This window comes from Buchnera aphidicola (Cinara strobi), from assembly GCF_900560745.1.
In the GTDB taxonomy this organism is placed as follows: domain Bacteria; phylum Pseudomonadota; class Gammaproteobacteria; order Enterobacterales; family Enterobacteriaceae; genus Buchnera_F; species Buchnera_F aphidicola_AJ.
The window spans coordinates 406,778-427,120 of record NZ_LR025085.1 but is presented as its reverse complement, the minus strand read 5'-3'; the positions used below and the strand labels follow the sequence as shown (position 1 = coordinate 427,120).

Genomic DNA, 20,343 nt, shown 5'->3' with positions numbered 1-20,343 from the left:
CATTATAGTTTTTCATATGTTTATATGCATACATGTTTTACATAAACATTTTTTCTAAATAGCTTAAGAAATTCACTATTATGAATCTTACCGAATTAAAAAATACATCAGTTTCAAAACTTATTATTTTAGGTGAAGGAATTGGTCTAGAAAATTTAGCGCGAATTCGTAAACAAGACATTATATTTTCTATATTAAAACAACATTCAAAAAGTGGAGAAGATATATTTGGAGATGGAGTATTAGAAATTTTGCAAGATGGATTTGGTTTTCTTAGATCTTCAGATAGTTCATATTTAGCTGGACCTGATGATATTTATGTATCACCTAGTCAAATTCGTCGTTTTAATTTAAGAACAGGAGATACAATTTCTGGAAAGATTAGACCTCCAAAAGAAGGAGAAAGATATTTTGCTTTATTAAAAGTAAATAAAGTAAACTATGATCAACCTGAAAATGCACGTAGTAAAATTTTATTTGAAAATTTAACCCCACTGCATGCAAATTCTAGATTAAAAATGGAACGAGGTAATGGATCTAAAGAAGATTTAACTGCCCGCGTTTTAGATTTAGCATCTCCTATTGGAAGAGGACAAAGAGGATTGATTGTAGCCCCGCCTAAAGCCGGAAAAACTATGTTGTTACAGAATATAGCTCAAAGTATTGCACATAATCATCCAGATTGCGTTTTGATGGTTTTGTTAATTGACGAACGCCCTGAAGAAGTAACTGAAATGCAGCGTTTGGTAAAAGGTGAAGTAGTGGCCTCTACTTTTGATGAACCGGCTTCTAGACATGTTCAAGTAGCAGAGATGGTAATTGAAAGAGCTAAGCGATTAGTAGAACATAAGAAAGATGTAATTATTTTATTGGATTCTATTACAAGATTAGCACGAGCATACAATACGGTTGTCCCTGCTTCAGGGAAGGTGTTAACAGGAGGTGTTGATGCAAATGCATTACATCGACCTAAAAGATTTTTTGGCGCAGCCCGTAATGTTAAAGAGGGAGGTAGTTTAACTATTATTGCTACTGCATTAATAGATACTGGTTCTAAAATGGATGAAGTAATTTATGAAGAATTTAAAGGAACTGGTAATATGGAACTCCCATTATCTAGAAAAATAGCAGAAAAACGTGTTTTTCCTGCCATTGATTATAATCGTTCAGGGACAAGGAGAGAAGAATTATTGACTATCCCTGAAGAATTACAAAAGATGTGGATTTTAAGAAAAATTATTCATCCAATGAGTGAAATCGATGCTATGGAATTTCTAATTAATAAACTTTCCATGACAAAAACTAATAATGAATTTTTTGATATGATGAAGAGATCTAAATAATAATTAAAAATTATTTATATATTTTAAATTATTTATATCAAATAGAAATTTCATTATTTTAAAATCATAAAATAACATAATTTAAATGTATTTAAGTAACTATTTTATCATTAGATTTTTAATTAAAAAAATTTTATTTAAAATAACAATTTTTTAAATAAGTATATATTTATTTAAACTGATATAATTATTATTTCCCGTATTTTCTTTATCACTGTTATTTTAATTTACTTTTAATTTTAAATAATTATTTTGAATACTAAATATTTTAATTAATTCCTATGTATTTCTGTTTTTATTGATTAAAATATATATAAAATACTAGATTTTTCTTGCTTTTCACTATATAATATTTAATAGATAAGAAATATATTCTATAATAAATATTATTTTTTATATATAAAATATATAAATAGCTTTTGCGTCCGTAGCTCAGTATGGATAGAGCATTACTTTCCGAAAGTAAAGGTGTCAGGTTCAAATCCTGTCGGACGCAATTTGTAATTTTTTGGTGGTCATAGCTTAGTTGGTAGAGCTCTGGATTGTGATTCCAGCGGTCATGGGTTCAAGTCCCATTGACCACCCCATATAATATTATGGGGATAATTATATTTAACAAATATATTATAAATATAATTTCTATTTATTTTATATATTTTTTATTACGATAATATCGGCGAATAGCGCAGCTTGGTAGCGCAACTGGTTTGGGACCAGTGGGTCAGAGGTTCAAATCCTCTTTCGCCGATAAAAATTATATTTCTATAATTATAATTATAATAATTATCATTAGTTTAATAAAATTAATATTTATATTTTTATATATTGAAATTTTTAATAAATAAAATATTTATATTTTTTTATTTTATAATTTTAAATTTTAATTTCTAAATATTATGTTTAAATAATAATTTAAATTTATTACTTAAAATAAAGTTTGTTTTTTAAAAAAATTAAACAAGTGTTTTTTTTCATATTTTTTATTTTTAATATTGTAGCGCTATTGTCTAATAAATTAGTTATTAATAAACAATTTTTCATTAAAATTTATTCTTATATATTATTAATATTAGTTTTATATATTAGTATAAATCGTATATATGATACGAAGAATTACTTATTCTTTTTTGAAGGAATAATTTGATGTTATCTAGAAAAAATATAGTTTATTTTTCAAAAATGCATGGATTGGGAAATGATTTTATTCTAGTAGATGCAACTGAAAATAATTTTTTTTTTTCTTCAAAATTAATACAAAGATGGTCTAATAGATATCTAGGAATTGGTTTTGATCAACTACTCATTCTTGAAAAATCTAAATTTTTAAAAACTAATTTTCATTATAGAATTTTTAATGCAAATGGTAAAGAAGTTGAACAGTGTGGCAACGGGGCTAGATGTTTAGCATATTATTTATTTATTAAAAAAAAATTTAATGATAAAAAAATTTGTGTTAGTACACAAAACAGACGTTTATATTTAGAATATATTAAAGACAATATATTTAAAGTAGATATGGGAGTACCTATTTTTTCCCCTTCAAAAATTCCCTTTTTAATAAATACTGAGAAATTACATTATTCTTTATTTATTCAAAACAAATCTTATTCTATCAGTGTTGTTTCATTAGGAAATCCACATTGTGTTATAAAAGTAGATGATATTAATACTGCTCCGGTATATGAAGTAGGAAAACAATTATCACAGCATTTTTTATTTCCAGTTGGTGTGAATGTTAGTTTTATGCAAATTATTTCTTGTAATAAAGTTTTATTACGTGTATATGAAAGACATGTCGGTGAAACTCAAGCGTGTGGTAGTGGCGCATGTGCGGCCGTATCGGTAGGAATTAGAAATAAAGAGTTATGTAATGATGTTTCTGTAAAATTATTACAAGGAAAATTAAAAATTTCCTGGGATGGAGATTTAAAAAATACTTTATATATGTCGGGGGAAGCAATGCATGTATATGATGGCGTTATAAAATATTAAGAATATTTTTCATAGAAAAATATAATTTTTTTTATTAGTAGTTTTTACTATACTATTTATATAGTTATATTATTTTTATATGAAAATATTTTGTATTTTTTATTTTCTTTGCATTTTTTATAAATATTTTATTTTTAATGCATTTATTATTTGACTTTTAGTATATAGTACAGTATATAAGCAATATACAGCTAATATAAATAATAGTTTTAATAAAAAAATAAATTTATATTAGAAAAATAACTATATTAATTTTTTTTAAAATTAAATTTAATAATATACATTTTTAAATTTATGTTCTAGATACTTAAAATAAGTATTAAATATTTTTAATTATAGTTTTAATTAAATTATATTTTTTATTTAATGTATATTATTTTACACAAAAAAAATTTAATGCTTTTGATTACTTTATTTTTTTGTAATTTTGGTTTTTTAAAAAACATTTTTATAAATTAATTTATTGATATGTTGTATTTAATAAATATAAAAGGACAGAAATATTATGTCATCAGTTTCTTCAATAAGATCTCGTATAAATCTTAACTCAGAAATTATAAAAAAAGTTGATAATATCAGTGTATTAAATAATAAGAATTTAAAAAATGTTGATGTTGCAATTATTAATAACGCTAATCAAGAATATACAGCTTACATGGTTCCTAAGAACGAATATAATCAAGAAAATATCAAATATTCTAATAAAGATGCTGTACGTTCAGATTCAAAATTTAAGAAAAATATTTGCCACTATTTTGATGCTATGACTCCAGAAGAATTTTATAATAATCAAATAAATATTTCAAATCATGCAAATATTTCCAAACAAGAAAAAATTAATAAATATTTTAATGATGCTTCTTTAAAATGTCATGAAGACTCAAATGTTACATGGAATGTTTTGCATACTGAGAATTTTTCTTGCAAAACTTCTGAAATGGCTGAACAATTACATAATTCTTTTAAAGAATTAACTAGAACCGGTGAGTTAGAACAAAAATTTTTAGATAATATACACAATAAAACAGTTTTTTTGAATAGAAAAAAAATTCCTTCTAATCAAGCTCCAGATATAATGGATAAATTTCAAAATTCTATTAGAGATTATGAAGCACAACAATTAGTTTCTACTTATTTACATCCGGGTTTATTAGATGCAGCATGGGCAAATTTATCTATGCGTTATCCGGAAGTAAAATATCGAAAATCTAATAATGTACACGTAACATATGAAATTGATCAAATTAGTCCTGACGTGTATAAAGTTTCAGTGACCAAAGTAGCAAATCTACAATCTTCTTATTCAGGTAATATTCACGAAATTCGTGAATATGGAATTCGTGCTGCTATGGTTGTTTCTAAAAATTCTACCCCAGAAATGAGATATTCATTTTTTGTGCAATAATGATTTTACGTTTTCTATACGTTACATCGTTGATAATAGAATAAAATTTATTTTTGCATGTATTTGGAATTGATTCCTGTGATCTACGGGAATCAATTCCTAAAATAATGATTGATGATAAAAATTATACTAAGCTTTTACAATATATTATTACCAATAATTTTCACTAGTGATATGACCAGATTTTCTCCGAAAATGTTTTCTCATATTTTTCATAGAAAATAATATTTTTTGTGTATCTTTTATCATTTGAGGATTACCACATAGCATTACATGTGATTTTTCTGCATCTAAAAATTCCTGAGCTGATTCTTCTAATTCTCCTGAAGCAATTAAATTTGGTATTCTTCCATATAAATATTCTTTTTTTTTTTCTTGACTCAGGATAATTCTGATAGTTATATTTTTTCTATATTTTTCTTTTATTTCTTGAAATAAATTGATATAGTTTAAATCAATATAGTATTTAACTGCATAAATAAATATTATTTTTTTAAATTTCTTTAAGACATTTCCGTTTCTTAAAATAGAAAAATAAGGGCCTAAAGCAGTACCAGTGGCCATCATCCATAAATTTTCTTTTTTAGGTAATTCTGAGAGAGTAAAAAAACCAAAAGAATTTTTTGATATAAATAAATCATGATCGTAAATATTATATAATTTAGGTGTTAACTGACCATTGTTAATTAACAAAATATAAAATTCTAAATTTTTATCCGTAGGAGTGTTAATAAAAGAATATGCTCTTTGTATTCGTTTATTTTTTTTATTTATAAATGAAAGTTTAGTAAATTGACCTGCAATAAATGAATTTATAGGCGCTTGTAAAATTAATGTGAATAAATTATTTTTCCATTTTTTTAGATTGATAATATTTGCTTTTAGCCAAGGATTCATATATATATTTCCGATATTATATTTATTGTTTTTATTTAAAGTACATTATATTTAAATATGATATATATTTTATATGTTATATAATTTTTAATTATTAGAATAATGAGTTGCAGTTTTTTTTTAAAAAATATTTTTTATAAAAAATATTTATTGTTTATTTAAGTTATTTTTTAAAACATATAAATATTTTTTAAAAATATAGTTTTTTATTTATAATAAATATTAAATATTAAAATGGTATTATTATGGTTTTAAGAGTATTTTCTGATTTAGAAATTAAAGTTCAAAAATCAGTAGATTATATTTCATTATTAAAGTTAGAAATAATTGATTTGCAGTTAAAAAATAAAAATTTAAAAAAAGAATTAAAAAGTATTTATTCTTTAAAAGAAAGTATAGAAAAAAAAAATATTATAGTTCAAGAAGAAAGAATGCAATGGCGAAATAAATTACAATCTTTATTAGAAAAGATTAATAAATTAACATAAGTATATTTATGTAAACAAATAAGTTATTTAAATACATTTTATTTAATATATGTGTTTATTAAATAATCATGAAATTTATTTTAATTTATTGCCTATCATAGACGTATGTCTAAGATGGGCAATGATTTTTAATCATATATTGAAATATATACAATATAAATTGATAATAAAATATTTCTTTTATAAAATAAATTTACTTAAATCTTCATTTTCTATTAGCTTGTCTAAATGTAGACTGACATAATTTTCATCAATATAAATTTTTTTTTCTTTTTGTTCATTACAGTAAAAAGAAATGTCTTCAATTAATTTTTCTAATACTGTATACAACCGACGCGCTCCAATATTTTCCATAGATTCGTTTATTTTCCAGGAAGCTTCTGCTATTTTTCGAATACCCTTTTTTGTAAAAATAATATCTACCCCTTCAGTTTTTATTAATGCAGTATATTGTAACGTAATTGCTGCACTTGGTTCTGTAAGAATTCTTTCAAAATCCTCTATAGTTAATGCGTTAAGTTCAACACGTATAGGTAATCTCCCCTGTAATTCTGGGATTAAATCGGAAGGCGTAGATGTTTGGAACGCTCCAGAAGCAATAAACAAGATATGATCAGTTTTTACGGAACCATGTTTAGTAGATATAGTACATCCTTCAATTAATGGTAATAAGTCTCTTTGAACACCTTCTCGTGATACGTCAGAATTAGATCCAGAAGAGTTGCTTCTGCTACAAATTTTATCAATTTCATCAATAAAGACGATACTATTTTGTTCTACTGAGTTAATTGCTTGTTCTTTTAGTTCTTCTAAGTTAATAAGTTTTGCAGCTTCTTCTTCGGTAATCAATTTCATTGCATCTTTTATTTTTAATTTTCGTAGATTTTTTTTTTTTCCACTTAAATTTTGAAATAAAGATTGTAATTGATTAGTTAATTCTTCCATCCCTGGAGGAGACATAATTTCAATTCCAACCGGTGATGTAGATATTTCTATTTCAATTTCTTTTTCGTCTAATTCTCCCTGACGTAATTTTTTTTTAAAAATCTGAATAGTTTTTTCCGGTTCATTTTTTTTATTATCTAAATCCCATTGACTATTTGAAGTTGGTATTAATATCTTTAAAATTTTTTCTTCAGCAAGTTTTTTTGCATATTTTTTATTTTTTTCAATATTTTGAACACGAATCATTTTAACAGCTAAATCTGTTAGATCGCGAATAATAGAATCAACTTCCTTTCCTACATATCCTACTTCAGTAAATTTTGTTGCTTCAACTTTAATAAAAGGTGCATTGGCTAGTTTAGCGAGTCTACGTGCAATTTCAGTTTTCCCTACCCCAGTTGGTCCAATCATTAAAATATTTTTCGGAGTAATTTCATGACGTAATTCTGAATTTAATTGCATTCTTCTCCATCGATTTCTTAAAGCAATAGCAACAGCGCGTTTAGCATTTTTTTGTCCAATAATATATTTATCTAATTTTTTTACAATTTTACGAGGAGTCATGTCGGACATTTATGTTTCCTTATTATCTTTCTGAAGATATTTCTTTTATAGTAAAGGAATGGTTGGTATAAATACAAATATTTGCTGCAATATTTAAAGATTTTTTAACTATATCAGATGCACTTAAAGAAGAGTTATTAATTAGAGCATAAGCTGCAGCTTGTGCAAATAATCCCCCTGAACCAATTGCAATAATGTCATGTTCTGGTTGTATCACATCTCCAGTACCAGTAATGATAAGAGAGTTTTTTTTATCTGCAACTCCTAGAAGAGCTTCTAGTTTTCTTAATAATCGATCTGTTCTCCAATCTTTTGCTAATTCTATTGCAGAGCGTAGTAATTGTCCTTGATATTTTTCTAGCTTTTTTTCAAAGAGTTCAAATAGCGTAAATGCATCAGCGGTACCCCCGGCAAATCCTGCAATTACTTGACCTCGATAGACGGTTCGTACTTTTTTAACGTTTCTTTTCATGATGGTCTGCCCTAAGGTAGCCTGTCCATCCCCTCCAATTACTACTTTACCGTGTGCGCGTACACTTAATATTGTAGTCATAAGTAGAATTTTCTCTTAATATATATATTTTTAAGAATAATTAATGGTTTTTTATGGCGAGCTGTGTTATATATTTTTTAGAATTAAATATTGATTTTAAAAAAAATAACATTTATCATATATAATTAAATATTAAAAATAATATTTAATTATATAAATTAATTACGTAAGATTAATTTTATTAAATAAGGAATATGATTTCTTTACACGAGATATTTTTATTTTGAGAATACATTATGAAAAAAGATATTCATCCTAAATATCAAAAAATTTTTGCATCTTGTTCCTGTGGATACAAAATATCTGTTTTTTCTACAAAGAATAGTGATATGATGCTCGATTCGTGTTCTCAGTGTCATCCATTTTATACTGGAAAACAAAGAACTATGAATACTAAAGGGCGAATACAAAGATTTCAAAAACGTTTTGATTTTTCTGAAATAAAATAAATATTTATTTATTAAGGTTAATAATAAACATATTTATTTTAAGAATAAATGTGGGTTTTTTTTTATTTTATATATTATAGATACTAATATCTTTATTAATTTTAAATAAATTAGTAATTTATTTTTAATTTTAATTTAAAATTAATAAGATGTATAATAATAAAAATATTATTTTTTATTATTACTACTAATAATTAATTTCTATTTTCTTGAGCGGGAAACGAGATTTGAACTCGCGACCTCAACCTTGGCAAGGTTGCGCTCTACCGACTGAGCTATTCCCGCAATAAATCATTATTTTTGATTATATAAAGATTATTTTTTTTTTGCAAGAATTATTTGAAGATATAGTATTAAAATAAATTTATTTAATTGTTTGATTTTATTTGTAATATCTTAATTTTTTTTAAGATTCTTGTTAGGTTCTGATATTGATATATACTAATAGTAAATACGTGAAATTATTATTATATATTTATGAAGTTAATTCATAATCTATATTTGTGTATATAATACACACTATAATATAGTAATTCATAGAGATTTTTTTGATTCTATTTATTTAGATAAATGATTATTTTATAAATATTGTCTTATTTATGAAAGATAAATAATTATATTTTTTTAGAGTATAACGGTTGTTACAGTAGTTTGAATAAATAAGGGTATACATGAAAAATATTAATCCTATTAAGACATTATCCTGGAAAAAACTATTAGATCATTTTTTAAAAATTAGAAGTGTTCATATGAAACACTTATTTAATTTAGATAAAAATAGATTTATTAAATATTCTATTTTTTTTAAAGATTGCATAGTTGTTGATTTTTCTAAAAATCGTATTTCTGATGAAACATTACATTTATTATTATGTCTAGCTAAAGAATGTTTTTTAGAGGATGCGATAAAAAGTATGTTTTTAGGAAGAATGATTAATAAAACAGAAAATCGTTCGGTTCTTCATATTGCATTACGAAATAATTTAAATAATAAAATTATTGTAAATGATTTTAATATTATGAACTTAGTTCAGGAAGAACTAAAAAAAATAAAAAAATTTTCTAATTCAATTATTAACGGATCTTGGTTAGGATATACTGGAAAAAAAATTACTGATGTAGTAAATATTGGTATTGGTGGTTCATATTTAGGCCCTTATATGGTAACAGAAGCATTAAAAATATATAAAAATCATTTAAAAATTCATTACCTTTCTAATATTGATGGTACCAGTGTACAAAATATATTAAGAACAGTTAATTTAGAAACTTCTATTTTTTTAGTAGCTTCAAAATCTTTCTCTACTGATGAAACACTTAGTAATGCGAATTACATAAAAAATTGGTGTATTTTAAAAACTAACTGTTCAAGTTATTTGTCTAAACATTTTTTTGCTTTATGTGAGAATGTTAGTGCAGCGTTGGATTTTGGTATTTCGGGTCATAATATTTTTAAATTTTGGGAGTGGGTAGGGGGACGTTATTCTTTGTGGTCAGCTTCAGGTTTATCAATAGCGCTTTCTATTGGGTTTAAAAATTTTAAGCGATTGTTAAATGGAGCTTATGATATGGATCAGCATTTTTTACATAGTAAACTTTCTAACAATATTCCTGTTATTCTTGGCTTAATTAGTATTTGGTATACAAATTTTTTTTGTTCTGAGACTGAAGCGATTTTTCCTTACGATCAATATATGCATATTTTTCCGGAATACTTACAACAATGTTTTATGGAATCAAATGGAAAATCGATAGATCGTAATGGAAGTATAGTTTCCTGGAAAACTGGTTCAATTGTCTGGGGGCAAGTTGGCACTAATGGACAACATTCATTTTTTCAATTATTACATCAAGGTACTACTTTAATTCCCTGTGATTTTATTATACCTGCAATTAGTCATAATCCTGTAAGTAACCATCATAAAAAATTATTTTCAAATTTTTTAGCTCAAACACAATCGTTAGCATTTGGAAATAACGTTTATTTTAAAGAAAATAATTTTTCTACCAATTTTACAAAAAATAATAATAACTATCAGTATTGCTCTGGAAATAAACCAACAAATTCTATTTTTTTAAAAAAAATCACTCCTTATTCTTTAGGATCGTTAATTGCATTATATGAACACAAAGTTTTTGTTCAAGGCGTAATTCTAAATATATATAGTTTTGATCAATGGGGTGTAGAATTAGGAAAATCTTTAGCTAACAATATATATGACTATATTTTTAAAAAAAATATTAATATTAAAAATGATAGTTCTACAGAAGGTTTAATTAATTTGTTTAATAAATGGAATAAAATTTAATTAAAAGTATTTAATTACAAAAAATTTTTTATAAAATAATTATCTTTTATTTGATAATCTATATAATTTATATATATTTAAGAGAAAATGAAGTATATATGATATATATTTTTAATGAATATTTTATATAGCAATGATAACATATATTAAGAATAAGAAAAGAATATGAAAAAAAAGTCAATAATATTGTTTTTAATGGGTCCAACTGCTATAGGAAAAAGTTCATTAGCTTTAAAGATTAAACGACGGTTTTCACAAATAGAATTATTGAGTGTAGATTCAAAATTGGTATATCGAGGATTAGATATAGGAACAGATAAACCCACTAAGAAAAATTTACGAGATTATTCCTATAGATTAGTAGATATTATAGATCCTTGGAAAATATACTCTGTTATTGACTTTTATCATGATGCTCATAAGGAAATTCAAGAGATTGTAAATTCTGGTAAAATTCCGTTATTAGTAGGTGGAACTATGTTATATTTTAAAGTTTTATTAAATGGATTTTCTTTTTTACCGCCTTCTAATTCTATTATTAGAGAATATATTTTTCAAGAAATTTGTTTTGGGAAAAAAGAAAACTTGTTTCAGATTTTAAAAAAAATAGATTTCTTATCTAGTAAAAAATTTCATATTAATGATATTCGGCGTGTTTTACGTGCAGTTGAAGTATTTTTTGTTTCAGGGGGGTCTCCATTAAGTGTTTTAAATAAATCAGTTTATAATAAATTTCCATATCAAGTTTTTCAATTTGGATTAATCCCGCACGATAAAAATATTTTATTTAATAATATTAAAAAACGATTTAATTGCATGTTAGATCGAGGGTTAGAGCAGGAAGTACGTAATTTATATAAAAATAAGTATTTAAATATTTCTCTACCTTCTATTAATAGTATTGGTTATAAACAGATGTGGAAGTATATTGAAAATAAGTATACATATCAAGAAATGATTGATAATACAATTAAATCAACTCGCAATTTAGTAAAACATCAATTAACATGGTTAACTAATTGGAAAAATATCATTTTAATTCAAGATGATCAGATAAAATTTTTAATGACTTTAATCAAAAAAACTATTCTTAGAATATCAATGTAATTAGAGTTTTTAATATAATTTTTTATTTATACATAGAATGATTATGGAACATAAAAGTTTTTAAAAGATTTTATTTTAAATGTTTATTAAAATGAAAAAACATTTTATATAGATTTTCTAATAGATAGATAATTATAAAAATATTTTATTTTTTATAATAAAATAACATAAGGATATATTTATATTAAAGGTATTTTAAAATATTTTATCAAAGTATAAATTAAAGTTGATGTTAATGATTATTGTAATTATCATATAAATATAAAATTTTTTCATCTACATAAATATGATAAGATGTGATGTTGAGTTTATTTTATTAATTTTAATAATTAAAGTATTACAATTTTCTTAGATATTCTTCTTCTATCTAGTTGTCTGCATGTTTATAAAATGAGTTATTAAAAATATTTTGTTAGATATATATTTTATAGGAGAAATATTTTGCGTCATTACGAAATCATATTAATGATTTATCCAGAAAAAAGCGAAAAAGTTATAAAAATTATTGAGTTATATAAAAAAATAATTTTATCTAAAAATGGACGCATACATCGTTTAGAAAATTGGGGTAAACGTTCTTTAGCTTATACAATTCAAAAATTACAACAGGCTCATTATATTTTAATGAATATTGAAGTTTCTATAGTATGCATGAAATATTTAGAAAATCATTTTAAGTTTAATTTGAATATTATGCGTCATCTTGTAACAATATGTTCTACTGCATTTAAAGAGATATCTGTAATTTTAAAAAACCAAGAAGAGAATAAAAAAGAATTATCTTTTTCAAAAGTCCCCTCTAAGAAAGTCTCTAAATGAGATTAGATTTCTTAAATCTTTTATTATTGTAGACAATATTAAAAATATTTTTTATTTTAAAAATAATTAAGAGGTAGAAAATGGTTCGTTATTTTCGTCGTAGAAAATTTTGTCGATTTACTGCTGAAGGAATTAAGTGTATAGACTATAAAGATGTTATGATGTTAAAAAATTATATTACTGAAAGTGGAAAAATAGTTCCTAGTCGTATTACTGGAACTAAAGCAAAATATCAAAGACAGTTGTCACGCGCTATTAAAAGAGCACGTTTTATCGGTTTAATTCCTTATACTGATCAACATCAGTAAAAAGGGAGTATTATTTCTATAATTTTTAGTTAAATATTCTGAAGGCTATTAAATATGAAAGTAATTTTATTAAATACTATAGGGAAAATAGGAAGAAAAGGAAAATTAATTAAAGTTAAAAATGGATATGCAAGGAATTATTTAATTCCTACTAAACAAGCTTTATTAGCAACTAAAGAAAATATTGAATTATTTGAAAAAAATAAGATATTTAAAGAAAAAGAAGAATCAAAAAAAATTAATCACTCTATTCAAAGAATTAATATAATTAAGTCAATTGGCGCTATAGTTTTTTTTATGAAATCTAGTGAAAAAAAAAAAATATTTGGTTCTATTGGAATAAAAGATATTATTTCTAATTTTTATCATATGGGAATACTAATTCATAAACATGAGATTCACTTGCCTAAAGGGTTATTGCGTTATTTAGGTTTACATCAAGCTATTTTTACTCCATATAAAAATATGTCTACTACGTTTACAATTTCGATTCTTTCGAAATAAAATTTATATAATTGGATTATTTGTATGTATGTTAAATTATTTTTAAAAAATATAAAAATTATTGATGCTCGTATTGGAACAGTTTTTTCTTTTGTAGAATATGAGTATCAAAAAACAATTATTTTTTTTTTAAGAGCCTGTATTTTTGAAAAAAAATATATTTTACCTAGTCAAACTTTGTTAATTTCAACAGGAATTTTAATAAAAAGATCAGATCAGCTTTATAAATATTCTATTACTTATTTAAAGGATATGAAAAAAAAATATGGTCTGGTGATTGGAAATCCTTTAAATATTATGAATTCTTTTTCAAGTTTTTTTGAATTAAAGATTTCTTTGTGGAATTGTGGTAAATATAAAGTTTATATTAATCCTGGATTAAAAATTGCTCGATTATTTATTTCTCTTAAATAGTTTTTAATTATTTTATTTTTAGTTTTTTTAAATTGTTCAATTTTTATATTGAAACATAATCAATATTTACATACATTGAGATTTAAGATGCTATGGCCCTTGCAGGATTTGAACCTGCGACCAAACGATTATGAGTCGTGTGCTCTAACCACTGAGCTAAAGGGCCTATAATTTTATTAATTACATATTTTTACGTATTATATATATATTATAAAACAAATTTTAAAACTTATCTATATTTTTTTTATAAATTTATAAAATAGTAATTATGGTTCTTAAAAAGAAACTATAAAAAAAATTTTTATTGACAAATAACTTTTAATATGTTATATAATAAATATATTCCTCTGTAGTTCAGTTTGGTAGAACGGCGGACTGTTAATCCGTATGTCACTGGTTCGAGTCCAGTCAGGGGAGAGAATAATATAATATTTTTCTAAAAAATACATTTTTAAAGAAAATGGTAAATATAGTTATTTTAATAATGCAAATATTATGACGAATTTTTCTAACAATAGTTTTATTTTCTATGATTATGAAACCTTTGGGGTTAATGTATCTTTAGATAAGATTTCTCAATTCTGTTGTTTTGAAACTGATAATACTTTTAAGATAGTTTATAAAAAAACTGTTTTATTTTGTTTCCCGCCTTTAGATTATTTACCTAACCCCAATTCCATTCTTGTTACTAGAATTTTACCTCAATATACTCATATATATGGATTAAATGAATATATTTTTTCTAAAAAAATTTATAATATTTTTTCAAAAAAAAAAATATGCTTTATTGGATATAATAATATTAAATTTGATGATTTAATTACTCGTAACCTTTTTTACAGAAATTTATTAGATCCATACGAATGGAGTTGGAAAAATGGTAATTTTAGTTGGGATTTATTAAATATATTACGTTCTTTTTATATTTTTTTTCCAAATATAATGCTCTGGTGTCATAATTTTGACGGAACAGTTAGTTTTAAATTATCAGATATCACTTTTATTAATAATATGAAACATGATTCTGTTCACGATGCTTGTTCTGATGTAATGGCTACCATATTAGTAATGCGCCATCTTTATCGTTATAATAAAGATTTTCTTTTTTTTTTATATAAAATATCATGTAAAAAATATATATTTTCTTTTTTAATTCGTAATTTTCAAAAACCTATTTTTTATATATCTAGTTTTTTTGGTTCTAAAAATAATAATATTGGTTGTATTATGATATTAGGTTATCATCCTCGATATAAAAATAATATTATCGCCGTCAATTTATCTAAAAAAATAAAAAAAATATTTCATCTTTATAATTGTATTTTAAAAAATAATTTGACTATTAAAGACTTATTTAGTTATGGAGTACAAGTAATTTCTTTAAATAAATCTCCACTTTTTTTTTCTTATAATTCTATTTCTGTAAATAATTGTCAAAGATTAAAAATTAATTATATGCGATGTCAAAAAAATTTTTATTTATTGAATAAAAATATAAAAATTAAAAATTGGATTGTATCGTTATTTTCACATGAAAATGTCAGAAAAAATAACGATGATATTGATTGTAAATTATATTACGATTTTTTTTCATATAAAGACAAATTGCTATTCAAATTTATTCATGAACAAGGACCTTTAAAATGGATTAACCTATACCCTAGATTTTTAGATTCGAGAGCTAAAGAAATTTTTTTTCGATTAAAAGGTCGTAATTTTGTTAATTGTTTAAATTCTAATGAAAAAAAAATATGGAAATTATATTGTCAAAAAAAAATTAATTCAGATTTTGTAAAAAATTATATGGATAGTATTCAAAAATTAAAAATTAAGCATGTACATAGTGAAAAGAATTTATTTTTATTAGATAAATTAATAAGTTATATGAATGATGTAATTATTAAAATTAATTCTTTGTGTTAAAAGATATTTTATTTATATAATTGGTGATTATTAATTTACATTCTAATAATTTTTTTTTAGTTAACTCTTTATTTTTTATAAAATAAAAAATTTTCCATTTCTTTTTCTAAAAATGCTCTATCTTGATCAAGAAACATGTTTAATTTTTTTTCGTTTATTATTTTTGTTTGTTTTTTTATCCAAAAAGCCCAAGCTTCTTTAGAGATGTTTTGATAAATTCGTTTCCCTATTTTACCTGGGAAGAATTGATAATCTAAACCTTCTTTATTTTTTTTAAAGAAATCACAAAATACAATACGTTTTTTTTTTTTCATTTTTTTTCCCAGATTTTTTTTTTAAATATGTCTAATAAAATTTTCATTGGAGCAGGTATACCAATTTCTTCTTTTTGAAAAATATTAAATAATAATATTTGCTTTATTTTTAAAATATTTAATATAAAAATTTTTTTTATTTGAATAATTTGTGGAATGATATATATTTTTTTATTATATATACGGTGTATAAAAGGATTTATTTCTAATTTTTTTTTATTTTTTTTGATTTTCTTCCATTTTAGTTCTGATATATTAAATAGTGTAAAAGGAAAATAAAATAATCCTTTCCAAAATAGAATATTATTATTTTTTTGTAAAACAGTTATATTGTTATATTGAATAATAGAAAATAGTAAACCAATTGTATCTTTTTTATGTTTTTTTTTTCTTATTAAATGAGTTTTAATACTTTGGTATTTACAATTTTTTTTTAAAGGACATATGAGACATTTTGGATTAGAAGGTATGCAAATTAATGATCCAATATCCATCATTGCTTGATTAAATTGACTAGAATTATGAATAGGAAGATATTGATCAATTAATTTCCATAATATTTTATCTATTTGATTTTTTTTTTTATCTTGAATATTAATCCCGTGGAAGCGTATAAGTATTCGCTTAATGTTACTATCTAAAATTGGATATCTAAAATTATAAGAAAAAGATAAAATTGCTCCAGCTGTTGACTGTCCTATTCCTGGTAATTTTTTTATTTCAGTGAAATTATCTGGAAATATTCCATTATATTGATTTTTTATTATTATTGCAGTTTTATGTAAATTGTGAGCTCGTTGATAATATCCTAACCCGCTCCATATATGCAATATTTTATTGATATTAGAATTGGCTACTGACAATACATTAGGAAATATTTTTATAAATTTTTTAAAATACGGGATAACTATTTTAACTTGTGTTTGTTGTAACATAATTTCCGATAACCATATCAGATACGTATTTTTTTTTTGCCAGGGTAAATTCTTTCTTCCATTTAAATGGAACCAATTAAGTATTTTTTGTGAAAATAACATATTCTCTTAATAATTAATGTATTATCATGGTTGATATAATAAAGTATATATTTTTAGAAACAATATTTTTTATATAAAAATTATATATCTTATTATTTCCTTAAAAGAAATATTAACATTATTTTATATGGACAAACAATGATTTTTTATATAAATGATATATTTTGTAAAAATAATAATCTAAGTTATTGTATTTTATTGAAAAATTATTCAATAAGACGAAGGCGTATAAATGAAAAAAAAAAAAAATGTATTTTAAAATGTTGGAAAAAATATGGTATTGATTTTAATTATCAAAAATTAGATTTTTTTTTATTATTTCCTTTAAATCAGTTTGTTTTGATAGAAATTGGTTTTGGAAATGGAAAATTATTTATAAAAAAAGCCTTAAGAAATCCACATATCAATTTTATTGGAATTGAAATTCATCCAGCAAGTATTTTTTCAGCTTTGCTGTATGCAAGACAATATCATGTTACCAATATAAAAATTATTTTTTATAATGCTTTAGATGTATTGAATTATATGATTCCAGACAAGTCTATTGGAATTTTTCAAATTTTTTTTCCTGATCCTTGGTTTAAACTTAAACATCATAAAAGAAGATTAATTAATTTAAATTTTATTCGGTTGATAGAAAAAAAGTTAATTAAAAAAGGTTATGTACATATTATTACTGATTGTAATTCATACTCTCAGAAAATAAGTACGTTAATGCATAACTTTTCTTTTTTTAAAAGAATTTTTCTTGATACCCCAATGAATCCATTATTAGGAACACGAGATTTAACTAAATTTGAAAAAAAAGGTATATTATTAAATAATACTATTTATGATTATAAATATCAATTTTTAAAAATATAATTTTTTGAAAAATATGATTTTTAAAGATTTTATTATAAAAAAATAGACATTAAGTTATTTAATTGTTCTCTACCACGCTCTGTTATATTCCAAGATTTATCAGTGATATCTAAATATCCTTTGGTTTGAGCTATTAAAATCTTTTTTTTTATTTTTTCTTTTTTAATATTTGTACTTTGTTCAAAATTTTTATATTTAATTGGTTTTAATAGTCTAAAAGTATTTAAGAAAAATTCAAAAGGTAAGTCTTTATTTGATACTATATATTTTTTTTGTATATATTTATTTTTTATATATAACATATCATTTTTTATTTTTACTGTACGAATAATAGTTTTATTTTTTTGAGTAATCTTTCCATGTGCACCGCAGCCGATTCCTAAATAATCACCAAAATTCCAATAATTAAGATTATGTAAACATTGATATTTTTTTTTACTGGAATATGCGGATATTTCATATTGGGTATACCCAGCTTGTTTAAGAATTTTCTTTCCTTCTCTTTGTATTTTTTTAATTTCTTTTATTGAAGGTAATATGATATTTTTTGAATAAAATGGAGTATTCGGTTCAATATCTAGCTGATACCATGAAATATGCTCAGGTTTTAAATAAATCGTTGTATATAAATCTTGTAAAGCTTCTTGAATAGATTGCCCTGGTAACCCATACATGAGATCAAGATTTAAATTTCTATTTGAAGTTTTTTTAATAGAATTTAGCAAACTAATTATTTCTTTTTTTTTATATGTTCGTTGAAGAGTTTTTAGTAAATGATTATGAAATGTTTGTATTCCAATTGATAATCGATTAATTCCATCTTTTAAATATTGGTTTAATTTATTTTTTTGATTGGAATTGGGATTTATTTCTATAGAAATTTCTGCTTTTTTGGCTACAGGTAAAATTTTTTTTATTTGATTTAATAGATATTTAATACTACTATTTTTCAACAGACTGGGGGTTCCTCCTCCAATAAAAATAGATTGAATAGTTCGATTTAATACTAGTTTTTTATCATTTTTTAAATCTTTTAGTAAATGTTTAATGTAACTTTTTTCTGATACTTTATTAGAATTTTTATATGAGTGAAAATCACAGTACGGGCATTTTTTAATACACCAAGGTATATGAATATATAAACTAAGTGGTGGTAAATTGTATTTTTTTTTTTTCATAATAATTTTATTATTTAATAATAGTAATTTAATAAAATAAATATTTTTTTGAAAACAAAAATTTTTTCATATTATTGTAAATAACTTTTATTTTAATTTCTTTATTGAATATTTTTCATGTAATTGGTTTGTAACCAACCGTCTAAAATGATTTTTGCAGATACAGAGTGTATACAATATGATGATTTTTTTGTATAAAAACTTTGAGCCTCTTTAGAGGAATAATTTTCATTATATAAAAATATTGGTTTTTTAAATTTTTTTTTTATTTGGAAACTAAATTTTCTTATTTTTTTATTGATTTTTTTATTTATATTATACGGATATCCAATAATTATACATTCAGGATTCCATTCATTAATAGTTAAATAAATTTTTTTCCAAAAATATTTTTTTTTATCGTTAAAAATTGAACGAATTGGGGTTGAATAGTTTAATTGTGTTTCAGCAATCGCTAAACCGATTTTTTTAATACCATAATCAAAACATAAAACAATCATATTTTTTTACAGAAAATGTTTACAGAATAATGTATATTGTGTTATATAAAAAATAGTAAAATACTAATATTCAGGACATATTATATTTGTAATTCATTTACTATGATAACTGAATTATATATAAATATATAGTTAAATTTTTTTAATATTCTTATTTTGAGTTCGTATAATTATGATATATTAAATTTAATTGATAAAAATTTTTTATTGTAGACTATTATATATAAATATAAATTATATTTATATATAATAGTAAAAATTTATTATGAGGGAATTTTTGAATAAAATATTAATATTTAAAGGACATAAAATATTTTTAATAAGAATTATAATATAGTGCCTTAAAACTTGATTCTTGTATAAAATAACTATGTTTAATAAACATAATATTTTATGTTCTATTGATAGAATATTTTATAAAATTACGAGT

At 22.6% G+C, this 20,343-nt stretch carries 20 protein-coding genes and 6 tRNA genes; 17 read left to right on the top strand and 9 right to left on the bottom strand.

Translation table 11 applies throughout. The features are described from left to right. The first annotated feature begins 80 nt into the window (after positions 1-80). The 6 genes from rho to EAO23_RS01945 all read left to right on the top strand — a co-directional run bounded on the left by rho (position 81) and on the right by EAO23_RS01945 (position 4,740). The gene (gene rho / locus EAO23_RS01970; protein ID WP_158349245.1) at positions 81-1,343 is read left to right on the top strand and encodes a transcription termination factor Rho; all 1,263 of its coding nucleotides are present in this window, start codon (positions 81-83) and stop codon (positions 1,341-1,343) included. Positions 1,344-1,764: 421 nt separating this feature from the next. Beyond that, positions 1,765-1,839 (top strand) — tRNA-Arg (locus EAO23_RS01965). 15 nt (positions 1,840-1,854) lie between these two features. Then, positions 1,855-1,930 (top strand) — tRNA-His (locus EAO23_RS01960). 87 nt (positions 1,931-2,017) lie between these two features. After that, positions 2,018-2,091: transfer RNA gene (locus tag EAO23_RS01955), tRNA-Pro, on the top strand. A gap of 395 nt (positions 2,092-2,486) precedes the next feature. After that, positions 2,487-3,335, top strand: coding sequence for a diaminopimelate epimerase (gene dapF / locus EAO23_RS01950; protein ID WP_158349244.1), 849 nt, complete (start codon positions 2,487-2,489; stop codon positions 3,333-3,335). A 505-nt stretch (positions 3,336-3,840) separates the two neighbouring features. Next, positions 3,841-4,740: a hypothetical protein gene (locus tag EAO23_RS01945; protein WP_158349243.1), complete on the top strand. Its 900-nt coding sequence runs from the start codon at positions 3,841-3,843 to the stop codon at positions 4,738-4,740. 150 nt (positions 4,741-4,890) lie between these two features. On the opposite strand, the gene EAO23_RS01940 is transcribed toward EAO23_RS01945, so the two are convergent. After that, positions 4,891-5,637 carry a ferredoxin--NADP(+) reductase gene (locus EAO23_RS01940; protein ID WP_158349242.1) on the bottom strand — a complete coding sequence of 249 codons (747 nt, stop codon included), beginning with the start codon at positions 5,635-5,637 and terminating at the stop codon, positions 4,891-4,893. A 245-nt stretch (positions 5,638-5,882) separates the two neighbouring features. Here EAO23_RS01940 and zapB point away from each other — a divergent pair, with 245 nt between their 5' ends. Next, the gene (gene zapB, locus EAO23_RS01935) at positions 5,883-6,125 is read left to right on the top strand and encodes a cell division protein ZapB (protein ID WP_158349241.1); all 243 of its coding nucleotides are present in this window, start codon (positions 5,883-5,885) and stop codon (positions 6,123-6,125) included. A gap of 180 nt (positions 6,126-6,305) precedes the next feature. Here the strand turns inward: zapB and hslU are convergent, their stop codons facing one another. Both hslU and hslV read right to left on the bottom strand, forming a co-directional pair. Next, on the bottom strand, positions 6,306-7,643 hold the full coding sequence (hslU, locus tag EAO23_RS01930) for an HslU--HslV peptidase ATPase subunit (RefSeq protein ID WP_158349240.1): 1,338 nt from the start codon (positions 7,641-7,643) through the stop codon (positions 6,306-6,308). 13 nt (positions 7,644-7,656) lie between these two features. Then, positions 7,657-8,187 (bottom strand): ATP-dependent protease subunit HslV, encoded by a 531-nt coding sequence (hslV, locus tag EAO23_RS01925; RefSeq protein ID WP_158349239.1) that lies wholly within the window; start codon positions 8,185-8,187, stop codon positions 7,657-7,659. A gap of 236 nt (positions 8,188-8,423) precedes the next feature. Here hslV and rpmE point away from each other — a divergent pair, with 236 nt between their 5' ends. Continuing rightward, positions 8,424-8,636 (top strand): 50S ribosomal protein L31, encoded by a 213-nt coding sequence (gene rpmE, locus EAO23_RS01920; RefSeq protein ID WP_158349238.1) that lies wholly within the window; start codon positions 8,424-8,426, stop codon positions 8,634-8,636. A 212-nt stretch (positions 8,637-8,848) separates the two neighbouring features. Here rpmE and EAO23_RS01915 read toward each other — a convergent pair. Next, a tRNA-Gly gene (locus EAO23_RS01915) sits at positions 8,849-8,921 on the bottom strand. A gap of 386 nt (positions 8,922-9,307) precedes the next feature. On the opposite strand from EAO23_RS01915, the gene pgi reads away from it, so the two are divergent. The 6 genes from pgi (at position 9,308) to EAO23_RS01885 (ending at position 14,097) form a co-directional block, all read left to right on the top strand. Beyond that, on the top strand, positions 9,308-10,945 hold the full coding sequence (pgi, locus tag EAO23_RS01910; RefSeq protein ID WP_158349237.1) for a glucose-6-phosphate isomerase: 1,638 nt from the start codon (positions 9,308-9,310) through the stop codon (positions 10,943-10,945). Positions 10,946-11,110: 165 nt separating this feature from the next. Beyond that, entirely contained in the window at positions 11,111-12,052 is a 942-nt protein-coding gene (gene miaA, locus EAO23_RS01905) for a tRNA (adenosine(37)-N6)-dimethylallyltransferase MiaA (protein ID WP_158349236.1), read from the top strand. 441 nt (positions 12,053-12,493) lie between these two features. Further along, entirely contained in the window at positions 12,494-12,871 is a 378-nt protein-coding gene (gene rpsF / locus EAO23_RS01900) for a 30S ribosomal protein S6 (protein ID WP_158349235.1), read from the top strand. An 80-nt stretch (positions 12,872-12,951) separates the two neighbouring features. Beyond that, positions 12,952-13,179 (top strand): 30S ribosomal protein S18, encoded by a 228-nt coding sequence (gene rpsR, locus EAO23_RS01895; protein ID WP_158349234.1) that lies wholly within the window; start codon positions 12,952-12,954, stop codon positions 13,177-13,179. A gap of 54 nt (positions 13,180-13,233) precedes the next feature. Continuing rightward, positions 13,234-13,683 (top strand): 50S ribosomal protein L9, encoded by a 450-nt coding sequence (rplI, locus tag EAO23_RS01890; protein ID WP_158349233.1) that lies wholly within the window; start codon positions 13,234-13,236, stop codon positions 13,681-13,683. Between the two features lie 24 nt (positions 13,684-13,707). Further along, positions 13,708-14,097 carry a hypothetical protein gene (locus EAO23_RS01885; protein ID WP_158349232.1) on the top strand — a complete coding sequence of 130 codons (390 nt, stop codon included), beginning with the start codon at positions 13,708-13,710 and terminating at the stop codon, positions 14,095-14,097. A gap of 93 nt (positions 14,098-14,190) precedes the next feature. Here the strand turns inward: EAO23_RS01885 and EAO23_RS01880 are convergent. Then, a tRNA-Ile gene (locus EAO23_RS01880) sits at positions 14,191-14,263 on the bottom strand. Positions 14,264-14,440: 177 nt separating this feature from the next. On the opposite strand from EAO23_RS01880, the gene EAO23_RS01875 reads away from it, so the two are divergent. After that, positions 14,441-14,514 (top strand) — tRNA-Asn (locus tag EAO23_RS01875). A 78-nt stretch (positions 14,515-14,592) separates the two neighbouring features. Further along, positions 14,593-16,020, top strand: coding sequence for an exodeoxyribonuclease I (gene sbcB / locus EAO23_RS01870; protein WP_158349231.1), 1,428 nt, complete (start codon positions 14,593-14,595; stop codon positions 16,018-16,020). Between the two features lie 68 nt (positions 16,021-16,088). Here sbcB and EAO23_RS01865 read toward each other — a convergent pair whose 3' ends face one another. Then, on the bottom strand, positions 16,089-16,334 hold the full coding sequence (locus tag EAO23_RS01865) for an oxidative damage protection protein (protein WP_158349230.1): 246 nt from the start codon (positions 16,332-16,334) through the stop codon (positions 16,089-16,091). Continuing rightward, positions 16,331-17,371, bottom strand: coding sequence for an A/G-specific adenine glycosylase (mutY, locus tag EAO23_RS01860; protein ID WP_158349229.1), 1,041 nt, complete (start codon positions 17,369-17,371; stop codon positions 16,331-16,333). The genes EAO23_RS01865 and mutY overlap by 4 nt, the downstream gene beginning before the upstream one ends. A gap of 138 nt (positions 17,372-17,509) precedes the next feature. Between mutY and trmB the strand changes: the two genes are divergently transcribed. Further along, a complete protein-coding gene (gene trmB / locus EAO23_RS01855; protein ID WP_158349228.1) occupies positions 17,510-18,235 on the top strand; it encodes a tRNA (guanosine(46)-N7)-methyltransferase TrmB in 726 nt (241 codons plus the stop codon). A gap of 32 nt (positions 18,236-18,267) precedes the next feature. Here the strand turns inward: trmB and hemW are convergent, their stop codons facing one another. Beyond that, positions 18,268-19,413, bottom strand: coding sequence for a radical SAM family heme chaperone HemW (gene hemW / locus EAO23_RS01850; RefSeq protein WP_158349227.1), 1,146 nt, complete (start codon positions 19,411-19,413; stop codon positions 18,268-18,270). Positions 19,414-19,514: 101 nt separating this feature from the next. Next, positions 19,515-19,913, bottom strand: a complete 399-nt coding sequence (ruvX, locus tag EAO23_RS01845) for a Holliday junction resolvase RuvX (RefSeq protein ID WP_158349226.1) — start codon at positions 19,911-19,913, stop codon at positions 19,515-19,517. Positions 19,914-20,343 lie beyond the last annotated feature (430 nt).

What these genes read in the sequence shown, in the direction of transcription:
- rho (WP_158349245.1), top strand. Translation starts at nt 81, where the DNA reads ATGAATCTTACCGAATTAAAAAATACATCAGTTTCAAAACTTATTATT.
- dapF (WP_158349244.1), top strand. Translation starts at nt 2,487, where the DNA reads ATGTTATCTAGAAAAAATATAGTTTATTTTTCAAAAATGCATGGATTG.
- EAO23_RS01945 (WP_158349243.1), top strand. Translation starts at nt 3,841, where the DNA reads ATGTCATCAGTTTCTTCAATAAGATCTCGTATAAATCTTAACTCAGAA.
- EAO23_RS01940 (WP_158349242.1), bottom strand. Translation starts at nt 5,637, where the DNA reads ATGAATCCTTGGCTAAAAGCAAATATTATCAATCTAAAAAAATGGAAA.
- zapB (WP_158349241.1), top strand. Translation starts at nt 5,883, where the DNA reads ATGGTTTTAAGAGTATTTTCTGATTTAGAAATTAAAGTTCAAAAATCA.
- hslU (WP_158349240.1), bottom strand. Translation starts at nt 7,643, where the DNA reads ATGTCCGACATGACTCCTCGTAAAATTGTAAAAAAATTAGATAAATAT.
- hslV (WP_158349239.1), bottom strand. Translation starts at nt 8,187, where the DNA reads ATGACTACAATATTAAGTGTACGCGCACACGGTAAAGTAGTAATTGGA.
- rpmE (WP_158349238.1), top strand. Translation starts at nt 8,424, where the DNA reads ATGAAAAAAGATATTCATCCTAAATATCAAAAAATTTTTGCATCTTGT.
- pgi (WP_158349237.1), top strand. Translation starts at nt 9,308, where the DNA reads ATGAAAAATATTAATCCTATTAAGACATTATCCTGGAAAAAACTATTA.
- miaA (WP_158349236.1), top strand. Translation starts at nt 11,111, where the DNA reads ATGAAAAAAAAGTCAATAATATTGTTTTTAATGGGTCCAACTGCTATA.
- rpsR (WP_158349234.1), top strand. Translation starts at nt 12,952, where the DNA reads ATGGTTCGTTATTTTCGTCGTAGAAAATTTTGTCGATTTACTGCTGAA.
- rplI (WP_158349233.1), top strand. Translation starts at nt 13,234, where the DNA reads ATGAAAGTAATTTTATTAAATACTATAGGGAAAATAGGAAGAAAAGGA.
- EAO23_RS01885 (WP_158349232.1), top strand. Translation starts at nt 13,708, where the DNA reads ATGTATGTTAAATTATTTTTAAAAAATATAAAAATTATTGATGCTCGT.
- sbcB (WP_158349231.1), top strand. Translation starts at nt 14,593, where the DNA reads ATGACGAATTTTTCTAACAATAGTTTTATTTTCTATGATTATGAAACC.
- EAO23_RS01865 (WP_158349230.1), bottom strand. Translation starts at nt 16,334, where the DNA reads ATGAAAAAAAAAAAACGTATTGTATTTTGTGATTTCTTTAAAAAAAAT.
- mutY (WP_158349229.1), bottom strand. Translation starts at nt 17,371, where the DNA reads ATGTTATTTTCACAAAAAATACTTAATTGGTTCCATTTAAATGGAAGA.
- trmB (WP_158349228.1), top strand. Translation starts at nt 17,510, where the DNA reads ATGATTTTTTATATAAATGATATATTTTGTAAAAATAATAATCTAAGT.
- hemW (WP_158349227.1), bottom strand. Translation starts at nt 19,413, where the DNA reads ATGAAAAAAAAAAAATACAATTTACCACCACTTAGTTTATATATTCAT.
- ruvX (WP_158349226.1), bottom strand. Translation starts at nt 19,913, where the DNA reads ATGATTGTTTTATGTTTTGATTATGGTATTAAAAAAATCGGTTTAGCG.